This is a genomic window from Algoriphagus aurantiacus (assembly GCF_035156405.1).
Classification (GTDB): domain Bacteria; phylum Bacteroidota; class Bacteroidia; order Cytophagales; family Cyclobacteriaceae; genus Algoriphagus; species Algoriphagus aurantiacus.
Window position 1 is genome coordinate 70488 of sequence record NZ_JAXRUT010000010.1, and the last position, 16706, is coordinate 87193.

Annotated in this window: 15 protein-coding genes; 8 read left to right on the top strand and 7 right to left on the bottom strand. The window is 41.7% G+C overall.

The window, feature by feature from the left end:
- Positions 1–76 precede the first annotated feature (76 nt).
- Both SYJ56_RS11790 and SYJ56_RS11795 read left to right on the top strand, forming a co-directional pair.
- Entirely contained in the window at positions 77–811 is a 735-nt protein-coding gene (locus SYJ56_RS11790; protein WP_323834301.1) for a tetratricopeptide repeat protein, read from the top strand.
- Positions 812–846: 35 nt separating this feature from the next.
- The gene (locus tag SYJ56_RS11795; RefSeq protein ID WP_323834302.1) at positions 847–1380 is read left to right on the top strand and encodes a dihydrofolate reductase family protein; all 534 of its coding nucleotides are present in this window, start codon (positions 847–849) and stop codon (positions 1378–1380) included.
- Positions 1381–1383: 3 nt separating this feature from the next.
- Here SYJ56_RS11795 and SYJ56_RS11800 read toward each other — a convergent pair whose 3' ends face one another.
- The 3 genes from SYJ56_RS11800 to SYJ56_RS11810 are packed head-to-tail and all read right to left on the bottom strand — an operon-like array spanning position 1384 to position 5754.
- Positions 1384–2166, bottom strand: a complete 783-nt coding sequence (locus tag SYJ56_RS11800; protein WP_323834303.1) for an SDR family NAD(P)-dependent oxidoreductase — start codon at positions 2164–2166, stop codon at positions 1384–1386.
- A 42-nt stretch (positions 2167–2208) separates the two neighbouring features.
- A complete protein-coding gene (locus tag SYJ56_RS11805) occupies positions 2209–3306 on the bottom strand; it encodes a sugar phosphate isomerase/epimerase family protein (RefSeq protein ID WP_323834304.1) in 1098 nt (365 codons plus the stop codon).
- A 3-nt stretch (positions 3307–3309) separates the two neighbouring features.
- Entirely contained in the window at positions 3310–5754 is a 2445-nt protein-coding gene (locus SYJ56_RS11810; protein WP_323834305.1) for a DUF7133 domain-containing protein, read from the bottom strand.
- Positions 5755–6075: 321 nt separating this feature from the next.
- Here SYJ56_RS11810 and SYJ56_RS11815 point away from each other — a divergent pair, with 321 nt between their 5' ends.
- The 3 genes from SYJ56_RS11815 (at position 6076) to SYJ56_RS11825 (ending at position 9162) form a co-directional block, all read left to right on the top strand.
- Entirely contained in the window at positions 6076–6504 is a 429-nt protein-coding gene (locus SYJ56_RS11815) for a cupin domain-containing protein (RefSeq protein WP_323834306.1), read from the top strand.
- A 38-nt stretch (positions 6505–6542) separates the two neighbouring features.
- On the top strand, positions 6543–7676 hold the full coding sequence (locus SYJ56_RS11820) for a DEAD/DEAH box helicase (protein ID WP_323834307.1): 1134 nt from the start codon (positions 6543–6545) through the stop codon (positions 7674–7676).
- Between the two features lie 250 nt (positions 7677–7926).
- A complete protein-coding gene (locus SYJ56_RS11825) occupies positions 7927–9162 on the top strand; it encodes a multidrug effflux MFS transporter (protein WP_323834308.1) in 1236 nt (411 codons plus the stop codon).
- A gap of 54 nt (positions 9163–9216) precedes the next feature.
- Here the strand turns inward: SYJ56_RS11825 and SYJ56_RS11830 are convergent, their stop codons facing one another.
- The gene (locus tag SYJ56_RS11830) at positions 9217–10626 is read right to left on the bottom strand and encodes a cellulase family glycosylhydrolase (RefSeq protein ID WP_323834309.1); all 1410 of its coding nucleotides are present in this window, start codon (positions 10624–10626) and stop codon (positions 9217–9219) included.
- Positions 10627–10807: 181 nt separating this feature from the next.
- On the opposite strand from SYJ56_RS11830, the gene SYJ56_RS11835 reads away from it, so the two are divergent.
- From SYJ56_RS11835 to SYJ56_RS11845, 3 genes are all read left to right on the top strand, one after another.
- Entirely contained in the window at positions 10808–11674 is an 867-nt protein-coding gene (locus tag SYJ56_RS11835; protein ID WP_323834310.1) for a cation diffusion facilitator family transporter, read from the top strand.
- A 201-nt stretch (positions 11675–11875) separates the two neighbouring features.
- Positions 11876–12172, top strand: a complete 297-nt coding sequence (locus SYJ56_RS11840) for a cupin domain-containing protein (protein WP_323834311.1) — start codon at positions 11876–11878, stop codon at positions 12170–12172.
- 374 nt (positions 12173–12546) lie between these two features.
- Complete coding sequence (locus SYJ56_RS11845) at positions 12547–12966, top strand: nuclear transport factor 2 family protein (protein WP_323834312.1); 420 nt, start codon at positions 12547–12549, stop codon at positions 12964–12966.
- A gap of 1 nt (position 12967) precedes the next feature.
- Here SYJ56_RS11845 and SYJ56_RS11850 read toward each other — a convergent pair whose 3' ends face one another.
- From SYJ56_RS11850 to SYJ56_RS11860, 3 genes are all read right to left on the bottom strand, one after another.
- Positions 12968–14062: a bile acid:sodium symporter family protein gene (locus SYJ56_RS11850; protein ID WP_416377798.1), complete on the bottom strand. Its 1095-nt coding sequence runs from the start codon at positions 14060–14062 to the stop codon at positions 12968–12970.
- A gap of 94 nt (positions 14063–14156) precedes the next feature.
- Positions 14157–15641, bottom strand: a complete 1485-nt coding sequence (locus SYJ56_RS11855) for a mandelate racemase/muconate lactonizing enzyme family protein (protein WP_323834313.1) — start codon at positions 15639–15641, stop codon at positions 14157–14159.
- Positions 15642–15736: 95 nt separating this feature from the next.
- Positions 15737–16645: an RraA family protein gene (locus SYJ56_RS11860; RefSeq protein WP_323834427.1), complete on the bottom strand. Its 909-nt coding sequence runs from the start codon at positions 16643–16645 to the stop codon at positions 15737–15739.
- Between the last annotated feature and the right edge of the window lie 61 nt (positions 16646–16706).

A 16706-nucleotide genomic window follows, 5' to 3' on the forward strand; every position in this document is an offset into this window, starting at 1 on the left:
TCTGGTTTTGCAAGTTCTACCCCTCGATCTATTTTATCGCAAATTCATTTAGAATCAATAAGAAATTTCAGTCATAATGAACCGAGAACTACTCAACAGTAATTTTTTCCCTAAAGATCTTATGCTTAAACTCTTCAGTGATATATCTGACTCAGATGTGGAAACGAAGATCAGTCTGATTAATGATCACATAGATGAAGTTGGGGATTCATACGATGAAGACGTTCTTAAGATTCAACAGCACAACCTAATCGCTTTTTGCTACTGGATGGCAGAACAATATCCTCAAGCAATTAAGCATTACGAAAAAGTAATGGAAATTTTGAAGCCAGAAGATTCTCCTCAAATATATTTTCTTGCACTTAATTTATTGATCAGAGGCAACAGACTTCTTTCACACTATGAAGAAGCTGAAAAATGGATTACTCTTGCATTTGATGATACAGATATATTAAATGCTTTTGAAAACTTAATCAACCTAAATGATTATGCTGATTTAATCAGTGAAACCGGACAAGGTTTTAAGAAGAATTATATTCCCCTAATCCAATCAATTATTAATGAACTTGGATTTCCTGAGAAATTGGAAGATCCTGTAACAACCATTCGGTCTATGAATAAAACTCAAAAATTCTGGGCAAGAAAACTTGGCGAAATAGAAATAGGATCAGTAAGACCTGATTTGAGTGTTACTATAAAAGGATATGAGAACTACATTGAATCATGTGAAATTGATTGGTATAGAAATTATGCGAAGAATGCTGTGGAGCGGATAAAACAAAAACAAAATGATTCTCTCGGATTGAGCTAGATTTCCATGTTCACCTGACCTTAGAAAATACTTTCATGAAAAACAGTGTATTTATAGCCACCAGTCTGGATGGTTTCATAGCCGGAAAAAACGATGAACTAGACTGGCTATCGACCTTTCCGGAAATTGATCATATCGTTACAGGATTTAATGAGTTCACCTCCCGCATCGATGCTTTGCTGATGGGAAGAAATACCTTTGAGGTGGTAGAGGGTTTTGAAGGAGAGTGGTTTTACAAGAAGCCGGTTTTTGTCTGGAGCAATACCCTGACAGAGATTCCGGAGAAACTACAGGAAAAGGCATTTATAGTCAAAGGAAGCATCCCTGAAGTACTTTCCGAAATTCATGGGAAAGGTTTTCATAACCTTTACATCGATGGAGGCAAAACTATTCAGAGCTTTCTAAAAGAAGACCTAATTGACGAAATGATCATTACTACAATCCCCGTGTTATTGGGATCAGGCATTCCAATGTTTGGTGAGTTGCCAAAGCAACTGGTATTTGAATGCATCAAATCAACCCGGTTTTTAGACAAAGTCGTCCAAAATCATTTCGTCAGAGTTAGATAATTATTACCTCGCCGTCCAGCCTCCATCTACTGTTAGCATGGAGCCTACCATATACGTGCCTGCATCCGAAGCCAGGTAAATCGCTGCTCCTTGGATTTCTTCCAACCTACCCCATCTTCCAAGAGCTGTAGCACCTACCACAAACTTCTTCCCTTCCTCAGTATCTGCAATCGGCAAGTTCATTTCCGTCAGAAATGGTCCAGGACATATAGCATTGACAGTAATATTGAATGGTGCAAACTCCAACCCCAGTGCCCGGGTCATCTGCACAACGGCACCCTTGCTGGATGCGTAAGGTGTTCTATTCGATAGCCCTACCAAACCCAAGGTGCTCGCTAGATTGATAATGCTCCCTTTACCTACTTCCTTCATGTAAGGAGTCACAGCTTTACAACATAGCCAAGTTCCAGTCACATTGATATCCATCACTTTGCTAAATTCCTCCAGCTGCAATTCATCGATTGCCCCTCGAATATTAATCCCTGCGCTGTTGATCAGCACATCTATTTTTCCGAAAGCATCAAAAGCTGCTTTTGCCATGGCTTCTGTCTGCTCTCTATTCACTACATCTGCTTCGAAAGCAATTGCTTTAACTCCATAGAGCTCAGTGATTCTGTTGGCTGATTCTTCACATTCATTCAGATTTCTGCTGACCAGCATCACATTCGCACCCGCTGAGGCAAGTCCTTCTGCCATCGCTAAGCCAAGTCCTTTGGATCCTCCTGTGATGATTGCTGCTTTTCCACTTAAGTCAAAAAGTTTGATTCCTGGTAATTTTTCAGACATGATTAATCATGGGTTAAAGGTCAATAAATAAAATTTCAATCATTATAATCCAAGAGTGCTTTGACTGTATTTCAGGCAGTCTAGAACATTCTGTTCTTCAAAGGCAAGTTGTTGTTCAGCAGATAGTCCTTTGACTGTAGGTAGGTTTCCTTTAAATATATTTTCTGCAATAAAGCGCTCCATTCTATAAACATCCAAGCCTGATAAGTGCTCAAAAGTCTCCCAATAACTCTCCTTCATACAAGGAATTTGGAGTGGGTCCCTTGTGATCATTTCAAGACTGAAATTGATCTCAGGGTTGGATTTCTTACACATTTCAATCCCAGCTTTCAAGTCTACAATTCCTTCTCCTAATGGTACTTCGGAGAGCAAAAAGCCATCTTCATAATAGCTCACCCCCATATCCTTGACATGGGTAGAAAAAGCATAAGGAGCCAATGTCTCGATGACTTCCATTGGATTTTCCAGAAAGGAGATGTTATTCCCAAAATCAAGCGTAACTCCCACCCATTCGCTGCCTAATTGTCTAATTATATACTCAAGTTCCTTGGCACTCCAATCTTTATGGTTTTCAACTGCCAGCTTCATTTTATGCTTTCGCACGATGGGTTCAGCCAATTCTATGGACTTTAGGGCATTTTGCTTGAAAGTCTTAAACTCCTCAAGAGTTTGGAAATTCACATATCTCCTACCGCTCAAGCAGGCCGTCCTCAAGACAGAAGCTCCTGCTTCTTTTGCAGCCAGGACCTCCGTTTCAAATCTCGCAACATCATCCTCAGTCTTTGGTAGCCCAATACTTCCTTCTAAGTATAAGTCCAGCTTTTCTCTCTGGTCACGTACTTTCTTTGCAAAATCCGTAGCCCAACCATTCACGACTGTCTGTACACCTCCCGCACCTATTTCTTTACAATGCTCCATCAGATCAATCGCATCGGCAAATCCAGGATACTTTTGACTGCCTTCTTTGGAATGCCACCTAGCTCCATAAGAATGGATAACAATTCCCATTGGGATCCCTAACAAGTTTTTGGGGAAAGTGGGGAGCGGAAAGCTCATAGCCATTGCTCCCAGACTTGCAGTTTTCAAGAAACTCCTTCTGTCAGCATTGGAACCGGTAAGATTAGATTTGAGGTTCTTCATAAGTTAGGGATTTACCGTTTCCTCGGGAGGCAAAGATTCTATATACTCATTAAGCTCAGCCGCTTTCCATGGATACACTCTTCCCTGAGTTGTTAGGCGAGTTTTGCTGACTGCTCTGCCTGAAATTATCGGAGCTTGATTACCCCATTCATTTCTAATGTAAGTCAAAATTGCTGCAATACTTCCATCATCCATAGTAGAATGGGCAGGCATCACAGGAAGAATATCAGGCGCATCATAAGTCTTTCCTGCTACATCAATTGGTCCTTCCAAACCATGCAATAAAATCATCGTCAATCGTTGCTCATCACCCAACACCCACTCAGAACCAGCCAAAGGCGGTCCCATTCTGGTAGCTCCTGCTCCATCTGAACCATGACATCCTGCACAAGTAACGAGGAATTTCTGTCTGCCTTGGGCAAATTGCTTCATTCCGCTCTCATCCAGCTGACTTTCTGAAACCGCAACTTCAAGTGGTACAAACCCTGGCCAGGTGAAAATTCCTTTCAGCATAGCTAAGCGACTTTCATCAATTGGTAAATCTGTTCGCATGAAAAGTGAAGGTTCAGATTTCAACGCTATTAGCTCCTTTTCCTTTAAGTTTGCAGCCTGAATGGACATGCCCGAGATCAGAATATTTTCCTTCCACCCAAGCTCTTTAGCGTCCGCCATCGTCAAAAGCCCCATAACTTCATAAGGCTTCCCATTTTTCAGCACAGCTGAAGCCAGCGTTTCAAGAAATATTTCTTTAGACTGATCCTGAATTTCCCAATCTGAAGAAGCCCATAGTTTTTGCAAGAAGTCATATTCTCTCCCACCCAAACTACTCATCATCGCGTCCCGCATCAAAGGATCATCTCCATACTTTTTGAAAATAACAGAAAGCACATTTTCATCCCCATCCGCAGAAAGTACATAGCTACTCAAGGCCAATTGAAGTGCTTCTGTCTGTGTGGCAGAAAGTGCAGCATCATCCATAGCTTGAGAAAGCTTGGCTTGAGTAGCTGACGATGCAAGTGCAAAAGGCTCTAACACCCTAAGTGCTGTATTTTGAATCAAACCAGAAGATGTTTGGAAGGTCGATAAAAGAAAATCCTCTGAAAGCAATCCCAAACCTTCCAAAGTCCAAAGTGCATGGTATCGCCCCATTTCAGTAGAATTTGAATTAGAAACTAGGTCCATCAAACCATCTTTCACTCCTTTATCATTTCGCTCTACCAATAGTCGCTGCGCCATATCCCGGTACCAGCCATCTTTATCGGAAAGAAATCCGATCAACTCTTCATTACTGGCTTGCGAAAGTTTCGGCATTGCTCTGGTATTCTTTCCCTCAGGAACAATCCTCCAAATTCTCCCTAAATGCACCGGGGCCAATAACCCTCGTCCCACAGTTTGCTCGGTCAAATAGGGAGTCAAATACTCTCCATGCTGGATTAATCCCCTATACATATCAGCGATATATAATGCCCCATCTGGTCCGGCTGCAAAAGCCGATGGTCTGAAACGCTCATCTGTGGACGCTAAAAATTCCTGACCTGGATGAGGATCTTTCCCCACTATGATATTCCCCTGCTGAGATATCACATTCCGCTTCACGAGGTTTCCTGCAGGTTCGGCCACAAAAGCGTTTCCATGATATTCCTCTGGGAAAAGTGTACTTCTATAAATAAAAGGAGAACAAGCGGCCGTGAATTCCATCAATCTCTGATCTTTATTTAGCACTCCAGGAATGTATCCCCGATTTACGGCTGGTGTTGAGCGAATCGGAAAAACACTTCGCTCTAATGTCACTCCATGATCTATACCAGTGGAGTAGCTATGGTTTGGATTTCTGGAAAGATAGTTTGGCGGAACCAAATCGGCATGTAGCTGCGACCAGTTATAGTTGTAAAACAAACGCCCTTGATCATCTTGACTAATTCCCCACTGACCACGGAATTCTGTGATATCTCTTATCCAATTACCATCTTGATATTTATACCTAAGTCTGGATTTTGCATTATAATACCAATTGTCAACATTCCTCAACAGTCCATTATCTGAATGCTCGGGATTTCTTGAATAAGCATAAGTAGAATCCAACAATTCTTTAGTGTCAGCTTTTAGATCGCCATCTAAATCTTGGGTAATCCACAGTGAGCTGTTTTCTGCTACAAGGACTCCATCGGCAAAGAAACCAATCGCTCTGGGCATTATCAAGCTATCTAGGTAAATGGTGCTTTTATCCATTTCACCATCACCATCCAAGTCTTCCAAAACTGATATCCTCCCAATGGGTTTATCTTCTTCAGATCCTGTGGAATCTGTCATAAATCCCCGCATCTCTATCACCCAAAGTCTGGCATCTTCATCAAAGGTGATAAAGACAGGGTCCTGAACCATGGGTTCTGAGGCTACCAACTGAATTTTGAATCCAGCTTCTAACTGGAAAGTTTCTATCTCTTCCATAGCCGTTCTAGCCGGTGAGGGATTCGATGAATTTTCACCAATCGAATTAGAACAAGAAGAAATTACAATTACTACTAAAAAATAAAGGACTATACGGGTAATCGACATACTACAATCAGGTATTTTGGGTATTGGTAGGTTGAAAGCATTGAGGAAAGTCAATAATTCCAGACTATCCCTAAAGGTGCCCCACAATTTGATACATATTCGGCTGATACACAAGCCAGATTTCAACAAAATGAGGAATTCACCTCCTTTCAAATCCACTGCATAATCTCCTATTATCGCTATCTTTTGCTAATTCTGCAAAAACCGTCAATTATGTTTAAAAATGCTTTATTTCTTGCTTTACTGATTCTTTTCTCCTTTTACGTAATCAAAAAAGAGGTACTGGAAGTTGCTGAACCCAGCTCTATCACACTTATCAAATCCGGACTTTCTTGGAATGGTGACTCCTTACCGCATTACCCCACATCCAAACCGGAGATTTCCATTCTCAAAATCATAATTCCAGCACATTCTGAGCTTCCATTGCATTTTCATCCTGTGATTAATGCAGGAGTGCTTACCAAAGGCGAACTTTTTGTGATCGACGAGGATGGAAATGAGCTCACACTAAGAGCCGGAGATCCTATCATAGAAGTAGTGAATAAAAAGCATTTGGGTAGAAATATGGGTAATGAGGATGCCGAGATTATTGTATTCTACGCCGGAACACACGGTATGAAGATTACCGAAAAAGTACAATAGTAATTCCCAAACCTTAACTTTGCCGAAAATACCCGCACATGAACTTTTCTGAATTAGGACTATCTAAGCAAATACTTGATGCTATCGCAAAGGCAAACTATGATAGCCCATACCCAATCCAAATAGAGGCCATCCCAGCAATTCTCCAAAAGAAAGATGTGCTCGGTATTGCTCCCACCGGCTCAGGAAAGACTGCTTCATATATCTTACCTATTCTTCAGAGGCTACAGGAAAAAGACCTGAATAAAGGACGCATGATTCCAGTTTTGGTACTTGTCCCCACTCGGGAATTAGCCAGCCAAGTCGCTGAGGTGACAGAGAATTTTGCCCGGTTTCTGAATAGGCCTGTAAAAGCCTTGGCTGTTTTTGGAGGGGTTTCTATCAATCCGCAGATGATGAAAATCTACGGAACAGATATATTGGTTGCGACACCTGGAAGATTATTGGATTTGCTATCCAAGAACTCCCTTAACTTAAATCAAGTGGAAGTTCTGGTGCTAGATGAAGCAGACAAAGTTCTGAATATGGGTTTCAAGGAGGAAGTGGATCGAATTCTGGAAAAACTTCCTAAGAATCGTCAAAACATTTTGTTCTCTGCTACTAGCGAAGAGTCTGTAGAAGGCTTGATTGATGAAATGCTTCATGAGCCAGTTAGGATCTCAGCCGAACCGGATACTATTTCTCCTGATCTTATTGAGCAATATGCTTATCGTGTACCCATGGAGCAGAAGGGACCTTTCCTTCGATATTTAATTAATTCAGGTGATTGGTCACAGATTCTGGTTTTTGCTTCATCGATCAGAGCAGCAAATAATATCGTCACAAAGCTCAACAAAAACGGAATTGATGCATTGGCATTTCATGGAGACAAAAGTCAAGGTGCCCGTACAGAGGCGTTACATAGATTCAAATCCGGTAAAACTAGAATTCTTGTTGCCACCGATTTGGCGGCCAGAGGGATTGATATCAAATTCTTGCCATTGGTCATTAATTATGAATTGCCTCGCTCACCAAAAGATTATGTACATAGAATAGGCCGGACTGGACGTGCAGGAGCTACTGGGGAAGCAATTTCTTTAGTCGCTGAAGAAGAACTGCACCACTTCAAAATCATCCAAAAGAAGATGAAAAAACATGTGCAGCTGAGAAGTATAGATGAGATTGAGTTTTAAATCATTTGGATAAAATCCTGGTAACTTTCAAAATCCATTCTTTGGTAATTATGCAATGATTCAAAAGCTTAGGATTATAAAATTACTTTTTTAAATAAATAATTAGGCTATTAATGATTCTTCAACCTATTGGAATTACACCGAAGTAATTCACAAAAAAATAACCCGATATTTACGAACTCATTAACATTTCAGCCTGTTTAACCGAGATAGCTGATGGCTAAAATTTTGAGATTAAATAGTTTTTAGGGTGGAGAAGAAATACAGCAAAAAGGAATACTTTAAGATTGTTTTAGTACTGGGTGCCTTGTGTACAATCAGTCCTTTTTCTATTGATATGTACCTTCCAGGTTTTCCAGAGATGGCAAGAGATCTGAACACCCCTATTTCCAACATTCAGCTATCGCTTACTGCCTATCTAGTCGGAATCGCCATTGGTCAGTTATTTTATGGACCACTGCTGGATAAGTATGGTAGGAAGAAACCGCTGTATGCAGGTTTAGCCATTTATATCTTGGCATCAATAGGCTGTGCTATGTCGCAGTCTGTCGAAAACCTGATTTTCATGCGTTTTCTTCAGGCAGTTGGTGGATGTGCTGGAATGGTATCAGCTCAAGCTATTGTTCGTGATATTTTCCCTGTGAAAAAAATTGCCCAAGCTATGTCTTTGCTTGTATTGGTGATCGCGGTTTCCCCGATGATCGCACCAACCTTGGGCGGCTTTGTGACAGCTGCATATGATTGGCATTGGGTTTTTATCATATTGGCTGCTCTGACAGCCATTATTTGGATTGCAACAGTTGTAGTTCTTCCAGCTGGAGCACTTCCTGATAGGGAGGTTTCGCTGAAACCCAAGCAAGTATGGAAAAACTACCTCAAAGTACTTGAGAATCGCCAGTTTTTGGTTTACATGCTCGCAGGAGGAATTGCCGGGGCAGCGCCTTTTGCCTACATCGCTAGCTCGGCAGATGTATTCATGAATTTGTATGGTCTGAGTGAGCATCAGTTTGGTTGGATTTTCGCCATCCTGGCATTTGCAATGATAGGTTCTACTCAACTAAATCATCTTTTGCTCCGCAAATACACAAGCCAGCAGATCATTAATTTCTCTCTCCACTACCAAGTTACCGTCGGTTTGATATTGGTGACAGGAGTCTATTTCGGTTGGTTCAATGTGTACATGCTGATTGGGCTGATGTTTATATTTCTTACAGCCCACGGTCTCAACGGGCCAAATACCACGGCGCTTTCCATGGCTCCATTTTCTAAAAATGCGGGCTCCGCTTCAGCTATGCTAGGCAGCATGAGGATGGCAATCGGAGGTCTCGTAACAGCTATTGTTAGTTTGTTTCATGCCAGCTCAGCATTCCCAATGGTACTCGGAATGGCAATCTGCGCATTTGGAGGATTCGTTGTTCTAAAAACGGATCAGTCTATGCCAGGAACGATCAGCCGGCAACGGAACAAAGAAGTATTTGCTTCTTAAAACCTATAAAATATAAAGCTGGGATTCCTTAAGAATTCCGGCTTTATATTTATGCTAATCAGTTATTGCCTTAATCAAATCAGGATACAATTGACTTCCGGAGTTTCGGTCAACTAGTGCAAAACCATAATCTCCACCATATCCATTATCCCAATAAAACGGTACTAGTCCATGCTCTTTGGCACTAGTGGTGATGTATCTTAAGTAGTCTTCGCGGTAGCTATCATTGCCCTCAGCCTTTTTGTCGACTGCTCCATATTCGCCTAATATGACTGCAACTCCATGGTCTTTGAATTTGGTTTTCATCTTTTGAAACTGCCCATCTGCATGGGATTCGCCTCCCCATGAAGCTGTCTTTGAAGGATCAGTAGCGTCCTTTCCCCACTGCGTAATGACTTCATCCTCTCGTAGAGCAAATTCATAAGGATCATAATAATGAACCTCCACCATCAATCTATCCTCAATGCTATCATCAGGCATTTCAAAAAAGTTAACTCCATGATCTATATTGGTATTAAATGATTGCACCACTAAATTTCTATAGGTATTTCTTCCCCCTGTTGATCGAACCGCATCTACAAAAGTCTGATTGAATGAATTTTGGACCTGATAATATTCCGGCTTCGGAGTACCGTAATCACCGTCTACCATCACTTCATTTGTTCCCGCAAATAATAAGTGATCATCGTAATCCCGAAAATTTAAGGCAATCTGTATCCACATTTTCTCCAGTCTATCATTTACATAATCTTGCTGCGAAAAAGTTGGCTGCATCCATCCTTCATCCCAGTGAATATTCATCACTGCATACATGTCATTGTCTATGACATAATCCACCACTTCATTGACTCTTGCCATCCAGGCAGCATCGATTTCGTAAGTGGTTTCATCAGAAAACTTACTCCATGCCACCGGAATTCGTATGGCATTGAAGCCAGCAGCTTTTACCGCATCGATCAATTCCTTCGTCACCAGAGGATTTCCCCATGCAGTTTCACTACCGATTGCCTCAAGAGAATTACCGAGGTTCCATCCTATCCCCATTTCACTGGCCAAATCCAAACTGGGAATATCGCGCATTCCGGTGTTATCAGCAGGAATAAAATAGTCAGGAAATATGGGGACTTTAGCTTCCTGTTTAAGTGTAACTGGCTGAACGATTGTCCCAGCCCTGATATTTAATTTTGTGGTGCGAACCTCCTCCGCGTCATTTGAATCTAGAGTGATGGAAATTTGAGCATTTCCTGAACCTGCCTTGGGAGTAGCCCTTCCCCAAGCAGAATCTATATCAATTGTCCAGCTTTGGTTGCTGGTGATAGTCAAAATTTGTGTCTCCTCATTTGCCCCGAACTCAAGTGAATTGGACGAAACAACTAATTGAAATGGATCTTCATCTTCTCCACAGGAGAAAAAAACCATTGAAACAAAAAACAATAGAACAAGAAATCTAAAAGGGTTATTCATAGGGTTTGTTTTTACAATCCTAAAAGTATCTGATCCGCTCTTCCCAATAGGGGTGTAAATGTTAGAAATAAGGGATTCATTTGTTACATCACCCAAAAAATAACTAAGAATAGGTAGTTTTCAACGTCACCGGACTAAAAAATAATAATCCCTACTTTTGGCTTTCTTCCCAAGTCTATCCATGAGCAACTCAAATCTTGCGGTACGAACAGTCATTTTCAGTATGCTTGGAAATGTAGCTTTGGCTGCAATCAAATTTCTGGCAGGTATCTTTGGCAATTCCTATGCGTTGATCGCTGATGGCATCGAATCGGTAGTTGATGTGTTTGCTTCAGTGCTGGTTCTTTTTGGATTAAAGTATTCCTCCAGACCGGCAGATGAAAACCATCCATATGGACATGGCAAAGCCGAGCCTCTGATAACTTTTTTGGTGGTGGTATTCCTCGTGATTTCTGCAGGCACCATTGCTTGGCAATCCTATCAGCACATCATTACACCACATGGTGCGCCTGAGCCTTTTACATTAATTGTCCTAGCGGGAATTATCCTATGGAAGGAAATCTCTTTTCAGGTCGTCATGAAGCGAAGTGAAAAACTAAAGAGTAGCTCCCTCAAAGCGGAAGCCTGGCATCACCGAAGCGACGCGATCACTTCCATAGCAGCTTTTATAGGAATTGGCATTGCGCTTTTTGGAGGAGAAGGGTTTGAAGTTGCGGATGATTATGCGGCGCTTTTTGCTGTAGTTTTTATCCTTTACAACTGCTACAGAATCTTTCGTCCAGCTTTAGGAGAGGTAATGGATGAGAATAATTACGAGGAATTGACCGCTCAAATCCGCGAGATTTCCTTGACTGTCCCAGGTGTAAAAGGCACCGAAAAGTGCTATATCCGAAAAGCCGGAATGGAATATCATGTGGATCTCCACGCGCTGGTGAATGGGGATTTATCGGTAACTGAGGGGCACAAAATCTCCCATCTACTGAAGGATAAACTCTGCAAAGTAATTCCAGAACTAGGAAATGTACTGATTCATATAGAACCTTGCTAATCCAAACTCAACCCTTTAGATACCAGTGTACATTTGAAAATTTGAGATGGAAATCCTAAAAATTGTAGATACAGAATTGGTTGCTAGTAATAAATTTATCTGATCCTCTTTATGGACTTTGTTTCCATCATTGGCTCAATTCTTTCAAACTTTAGCTAACTTAAAGATGAATCACCTACAAGACTATAAACCCACGCTAGCATGAATATTCTTGAAAACTTGACCTTCCATAATGATCGCCCATCCGTTTGCCCGATCCAGCGGACGGACAAAACGAACTATTTTGCTATTGGGCTGATCCAAAATCAACTCCTAAAAAAGCACACTGCAAATAACCCCTCCTTTCTAACAGTTCTTCAAGGTGAAATAGAATTTTACATTAATGGAGAAATTATACACCTCAAAGAATATGACACATATGATATCCCTGTGATGATAGAGCATGAGGTGAAAGGCTTGAAAGAAAAGAATATTTTCACGATTGTTCAGGAAAAGTAAGACTTAAGGATTTAGCCCATATCAGGTGCTTTCTAAAGGTTGGCAGAAGCTCTTCTGTCTACTCACACGATGGTATATACCAAAAAAATATACCTGCAAGCTGTACCAAAGATGCTTTCCCAAAGATAATTTTTATTGAAAAATACGTTCAAAGCACATCTATTCATCATTTTTAGTATCTTAAACAATCACATTAGTTAGGTATTAGGTTGTTGATGTGAGTGATTTCTTCTAGCCTTAAGCAAAACAAACCCATGAAATCGAGCATGACTCAAAAGTCACACACTGGGATGATTAGAATGTATGTGAGATTCTCCCGTCCGCCGCGGCGGACGGGACAGGCTATATGACCATTGAAAAACAATTATAAACATATGAAAACTATTTTAACCTTAGCCCTTTTTCTTAGTTCGACCTTTGCCTTTGCCCAAGCTGACAAAGAAGTCGCTTCACAAGTCGAAAAACTCCGTCTAGCATTGATCGACCCTACAGAAGCAAATCTGAAAGAGCTAAGTTCATCAGAACTTAGCTATGGACATTCAAATGGGAAGCTGGAAAATCAAACTCAATTTATCGAAGCGTTGGTCAGCGGAACCTCTGACTTTGCCACAGTGGATTTTCAAGATCAAACGATCCAAATATCGAGAGATCTTGCAATAGTGCGCCATAATTTAGCAGCAGATGTGCTCGATGGTGGCACCTCAAATTCCATAAAAATCGGTGTGATGCTAGTATGGCAAAAAGAAAAGGGCCAGTGGAAATTACTGGCCCGTCAGGCATATAAGCTGCCTTAGATCATTGAGAAACTTCCTCCGGTTCTGTCGGTTTTTTATGCCAATAAGAAGCGAGTATAGAACCGGTTACATTCATCAAGGGTCCAAAAACAGCCGGAGCCAATCCCACTGTAGCTATTTTTCCCATTTCCTTCGCAATACCAGATGCGAGTCCACCATTCTGCATACCTACTTCTATAGCGATAGTTCTGCAGTCTTTTTCATTCAGTCTTAGCAATCTACTCACCCAATACCCCAATGTGTATCCGGCAAGATTATGAAATAGTACCAACACGATTAGAAGAGGCCCAATATCCAGTAAACTATCCCTACCCGCCGCTACTATGATTACCAAGATCAGTGCTATCGCAGCCATAGAAATAATTGGCATCAGATCATCCAGCCATTTGGCTTTGCCTTGCAGGAAATAATTAAAGATCAGACCCGCTCCAATCGGAATGATGACCATTTTCACAATGCTAAACATCATTTCCATTACATCAATTGCCACAAATTCTCCAGCAAGCCATCCCATCAAAAACGGGGTAACAAAGGGAGCTAATAAGGTCGTAACTGAAGTTACAGTAATGGAAAGTGCGAGATTTGCTCTGGCAAGAAACGCCATCACATTCGATGCCATCCCACTCGGAGAGCAACCGATCAAAATCATCCCAGCTGCAATTTCCGGCGGAAAACCGCTCATCTTGGCAAGCGCAAAACCTATAAACGGCATAATGGAAAATTGGCAAAGCACACCAATCAAAACTCCTTTGGGCATTTTGATCACTCCGAGGAAATCCTTAAGGCTCATAGAAGTTCCCATCCCAAACATGATCACCTGAATCAAAGGGACGATCAACGCACTAAACTTAAAGCCTTTGTATTCTATAAAATACTGAGGAAAATATAACGCAAGTGCTACTGATCCAAAGATCATCATAGAGTAAGCGTATCCTTTTAATTTGGTCGTTCCTAAGAATGCTATGGCACAAATGAAGAAGAAACCAATCCATAGCATGCCGGCATTGGCAATGCCAAAAAAGAGAGTGGTGGCAAGTGCGCCCAGGAAAAATACACCAGTGATGATTGAAAGTACTTTTGAAATTTTTGGATTCAAAATGACGGAATTTTGGATGAATGTATTTTAAAATAACCCGAAAACCAGTTCAAAAACTAGCTCTCGGGTCTATCAATAGGTAAAACAAGTATTCTTAACTGTAAGTACGGTCGTGGGAACGCTTTTCATTCCACATGTCTGTAGGCGCGAAATACGAACTATCAGACTTATGTAAATGTGCCTTCACAACTTCCTCATTTAGCTCTATCCCTAATCCCGGTGCATCCAAAGGAACAGGAGCATATCCCTTGTCAATCATCTTGCCTCCACCAGTCATCGTCACCATATCTTCCCACCAGGGAATATCTACTGAGTGATGTTCAAGGGCAAGGAAGTTTTGCGTAGCTGCTGCGCAATGTACGTTTGCCATAAAGGAAACCGGTGTCCCAGCCTGGTGCATGGCCATAGAAATCCCCTTTTCTTCAGCGTAATCAGCAATTCTCTTAGTTTCCAAAAGCCCTCCTGAAGAAGCTAAATCCGGATGGACAATATCAACGGCATGATTATCAATGAGGTCTTTGAAATATTCAAGTAAGTAAATATCCTCCCCCGTGGTAGTAGGAGTATTCAGCGCATCAGTGATCGTTTTGTGCTGTTGCCACATCTGCCAAGGAACCATATCTTCCAGCCAAGCTAGGCGATATTTATCCAATGCTTGTCCTAGGCGGATGCAATTATTCAAGTCAAAGTGACCATAGTGATCTGTGGATATCGGAATATCATACCCCACCATACCACGTACATGATCCACGATTTTGGCAAGCTCGTCAAGTCCTTTTTCTGTGATCTGTACACCTGTGAATGGATGCGCCGTATTTGCATAAGACATATAGCCACCCTGCCACTGACTTTTGCCTGATTTAAAAATTTCCTGATTTACCAGACATCCTGGAATATCCATGATTTCACCAATAGAAACGTCCATTTTCAACCAAGTATAGCCTTGCTCCTCGGTTCTGAATTTGATAAGTTTCAATTGCTCTTCCGGGGAATTTGCCTCCGGGGTATCGGCATAGAGCCTCACAGAGTCCCGATATCTTCCGCCCAGTAGTTGCCAGGCAGGCACATTATAGGCTTTTCCGCAAAGATCCCAAAGAGCCATCTCTACTCCACATACACCGCCAGCTTGGCGAGATTGCCCTCCAAATTGCTTAATGATTTTGAAGATCTTCTCTACGTTACAAGGATTTTCACCTAGAATTCGGCTTTTTAGCATCAAGGCATATCTTGGATCTGCCCCATCCCGCACTTCACCAAGGCCATAAATACCTTGATTGGTATCGATTCGAAGGATGGCAGTCCCTCCCATGACAGCAGTATGTGCATAGCGCAAATCCGTAATTTTCAAATCAGAAGGTGCAGATGCCCGACGCACATTTTTGGTGGTTTCTGCCATGGTATCTTCAACTCCTAGGCCCATCAGTGCTGTCAAACTCAAGCCTCCTAATGCTGTTTTCTTTAAAAAATCTCGCCTATTATCTTTGGTCAGAGGACTGTCGATTTCTGCTTGTCGCTGAGCGGTATAATGTTGCTCCCGGAGTTTGTTTTTTTGAATAAGGTCTTGTAGGGTACTTTTCATAGTTATTGGGTTAATTGTAAAAGATTGCACTTTTTAGTTTACAGCGCATAATGTTCTATATCCCTATTCGATGGAAACAGTACACTAGGTCACACTCAATAATTTCGCTCTTTAAGATAATTATCTAGTTCTTCTTTACTCATGGGAAGTTTTCCTGGATAATTATTCAACCAGTCCAAAAAGTCCTTTTTGATATCTTCTGACCATTCGCTGTCAATCTGGCCTGCTAAATACTTCCCTTCCCGAAGGCGCTGATGTCCAAATTCATCTCTCAAACCCGTGACTTCAGAAGTCAAAACAAGATCTTCCACCAAGTAGGCGGGAATGAAAATCACTCCATACTTCTTTGCCAAAACCACATCGCCGGGAAGGACAGTTGCTCTCCCTATCCGAATCGGAGAATTGATGGAGGTAAGCATCATCTGCTGAATATAAGATGGATCTTGTCCTTTCATCCAGGCATTGAAGCCGTCGATTTCGGAAAGTCCTTCCTGATCTCGAACGGAACCGTTAAAAATCACGCCTCGCTGAGATTTGGCATAAATAGCATTACCCAGATTATCGCCTATTAGTGTTCCGTCAACTATTTTCCCATAGCCATCTGCTACATACACATCACCACTGGTAAGAATATCGATAGGCCAGGAATTCGTCCCTCCCTTAGGAGATCTTCCTTCATTTTCCACGCCCTGATCTTTCACTTGCTTCTCTAAATCCGGTCTTAGTGGCATGTATTGGGCAGTAACCACACGACCTGTCATCGCTTCATCTGGTAGCATGATTTGCCAATCTCCTTCGTATTGATTTTGATAGCCTTTATTTCGCAATACGCCCCATGCCTCCTCGATGGAGATATTTTTCAGACGCTCAAGTATGGAGTCTGAAACTTTGGGTCTACCATCTGGAAATCGCTCACCTGTCCACTCAGCAGTAAGCGCTTTGATGTATTCAGGCGAGGCTCCCACCTGCTGCGCAGTAACTTCTGAAGTGCCTGGGCATAGCATTACCACCGACAAGACAGCTGAGGCAAAAGTCACACGTAAGGTTTTGGGAATAAGATATAAT

What these genes read in the sequence shown, in the direction of transcription:
- SYJ56_RS11790 (WP_323834301.1), top strand. Translation starts at nt 77, where the DNA reads ATGAACCGAGAACTACTCAACAGTAATTTTTTCCCTAAAGATCTTATG.
- SYJ56_RS11795 (WP_323834302.1), top strand. Translation starts at nt 847, where the DNA reads ATGAAAAACAGTGTATTTATAGCCACCAGTCTGGATGGTTTCATAGCC.
- SYJ56_RS11800 (WP_323834303.1), bottom strand. Translation starts at nt 2,166, where the DNA reads ATGTCTGAAAAATTACCAGGAATCAAACTTTTTGACTTAAGTGGAAAA.
- SYJ56_RS11805 (WP_323834304.1), bottom strand. Translation starts at nt 3,306, where the DNA reads ATGAAGAACCTCAAATCTAATCTTACCGGTTCCAATGCTGACAGAAGG.
- SYJ56_RS11810 (WP_323834305.1), bottom strand. Translation starts at nt 5,754, where the DNA reads ATGGAAGAGATAGAAACTTTCCAGTTAGAAGCTGGATTCAAAATTCAG.
- SYJ56_RS11815 (WP_323834306.1), top strand. Translation starts at nt 6,076, where the DNA reads ATGTTTAAAAATGCTTTATTTCTTGCTTTACTGATTCTTTTCTCCTTT.
- SYJ56_RS11820 (WP_323834307.1), top strand. Translation starts at nt 6,543, where the DNA reads ATGAACTTTTCTGAATTAGGACTATCTAAGCAAATACTTGATGCTATC.
- SYJ56_RS11830 (WP_323834309.1), bottom strand. Translation starts at nt 10,626, where the DNA reads ATGAATAACCCTTTTAGATTTCTTGTTCTATTGTTTTTTGTTTCAATG.
- SYJ56_RS11835 (WP_323834310.1), top strand. Translation starts at nt 10,808, where the DNA reads ATGAGCAACTCAAATCTTGCGGTACGAACAGTCATTTTCAGTATGCTT.
- SYJ56_RS11840 (WP_323834311.1), top strand. Translation starts at nt 11,876, where the DNA reads ATGAATATTCTTGAAAACTTGACCTTCCATAATGATCGCCCATCCGTT.
- SYJ56_RS11845 (WP_323834312.1), top strand. Translation starts at nt 12,547, where the DNA reads ATGAAAACTATTTTAACCTTAGCCCTTTTTCTTAGTTCGACCTTTGCC.
- SYJ56_RS11855 (WP_323834313.1), bottom strand. Translation starts at nt 15,641, where the DNA reads ATGAAAAGTACCCTACAAGACCTTATTCAAAAAAACAAACTCCGGGAG.
- SYJ56_RS11860 (WP_323834427.1), bottom strand. Translation starts at nt 16,645, where the DNA reads ATGCTATGCCCAGGCACTTCAGAAGTTACTGCGCAGCAGGTGGGAGCC.